The sequence below is a fragment of the Citrobacter sp. XY323 genome, assembly GCF_025106035.1.
GTDB classification, from domain to species: Bacteria; Pseudomonadota; Gammaproteobacteria; order Enterobacterales; family Enterobacteriaceae; genus Citrobacter; species Citrobacter braakii.
The window spans coordinates 1-1,320 of the sequence record NZ_JANYUK010000035.1 but is presented as its reverse complement, the minus strand read 5'-3'; the positions used below and the strand labels follow the sequence as shown (position 1 = coordinate 1,320).

General features: G+C 47.8%; 2 protein-coding genes and 1 pseudogene. All 3 read left to right on the top strand.

Translation table 11 applies throughout. The annotated features are described in order from the left end of the window. Window positions 1-277, top strand: a pseudogene (locus tag N0B36_RS24355) (hypothetical protein); the annotation flags it as partial. 18 nt (window positions 278-295) lie between these two features. Continuing rightward, on the top strand, window positions 296-619 hold the full coding sequence (locus tag N0B36_RS24350; RefSeq protein ID WP_259689508.1) for a hypothetical protein: 324 nt from the start codon (window positions 296-298) through the stop codon (window positions 617-619). A 75-nt stretch (window positions 620-694) separates the two neighbouring features. Next, a complete protein-coding gene (locus N0B36_RS24345; RefSeq protein ID WP_137366954.1) occupies window positions 695-1,045 on the top strand; it encodes a hypothetical protein in 351 nt (116 codons plus the stop codon). Window positions 1,046-1,320 lie beyond the last annotated feature (275 nt).

The window sequence follows — 1,320 nt, the reverse complement described above, 5'->3', positions numbered from 1 at the left end:
CTTTGCCCTTTGCCGCGAGAGAACTCACCAGGGAGATGGAAAACCATCACCACAGGAGAAAACCAGGATGCACACACAAAACGTCAACGTCAAAACCGCCGCTCAAGAATCTTCCGGAAGATGGATGAAAAAAATTGCGTGGATCATCGACAGAGCGCACTACAACGTAGCCTCAGCTCAGGAGGCTCATGCTCATTATGCCGACACATTTACCCGCACTGATGCCTGTCTGTACTTCATTCGTGGCGCGCTGTCTGCAATTTTTCATAAGTCCTGAACGATAAGGTGAACAGTTATGAACCGTAAAAATGTAACTCTGCGTACCGATGGTTTTGTGCGGAATTTGCAATCTAGTAACCCGTTTGACGTTATTCGCTCAGATGTGGTGCTGGCCCGTATGGAAAAACAGGCTAACCGGGGTTGTGGTTTGCACTATGAGATTTATGAATCCCGTCTCTTGAGTATGGACATGAATTACCTTGTAAAGCTGCCACTGAAAGATCGTCCGGTATTCATGGGTGCTGCAACAAAAAGAGGCTACATGTTGACGATGTCAGAAGCAGAACGTGCAGATCGTGAGTGTGGGTCGCTGATGAACGAACTGGCAGCCGATTACTGATCCCGAATATGGTCGTTATGACCATGCCGGAAAACGCAGCGGTAATAAATCCTGCCGCTGCTAAGGAGTACTAAGATGGCAGAAAATACAATGTATAATGCACCCGCTAATCTACTGAAAGTAATAGGCAATATAGATACTGGAACCGCAGGGCAATGGTGCGTTAATTCAAATCAAAAAGCTCCGGCAGAAGAGGGGCACATCATTGCGCTGCAGGTGAATGCAGAAATTGACCGAATCGTATCCGAACGCCAGTTTGTCTGGATTTGCGATTACGACTATAAGACAGAATTAAGGCGTCTTGTCAGTATAAAGGCTTTTCCTCTTCGGGCTGACCGACAGGCCTTTTATGGCCCGGATTTCCTCGGATGGATACGGCAGACAGCGTTAAGCTTGTGGGAAAAAGGATATGTTCCAAAAGATTGATTGTCTGACAACATTCCCCCTTAAAAATAAGGCTCCTTCGGGAGTCTGTATAAAGTGAGGGAACCTTACGGTTCCCTCATGCTCACACTCCCCGCCTTATGCAACTTAAGGTTGTTAAATATGAAATTGATTTCCCCATTTTATTTCTGGTAGCAGCATAACTGCTGGTCAGTTTTTCTCTGCAAAAAACTCCGGGTACTGGCCCCCTTCGGCTCCTGACCAGCTGGCGCTGTCCAGTCGTCGAGCCCCACTCCGCCAGGGCAGCTGCTGCGCAC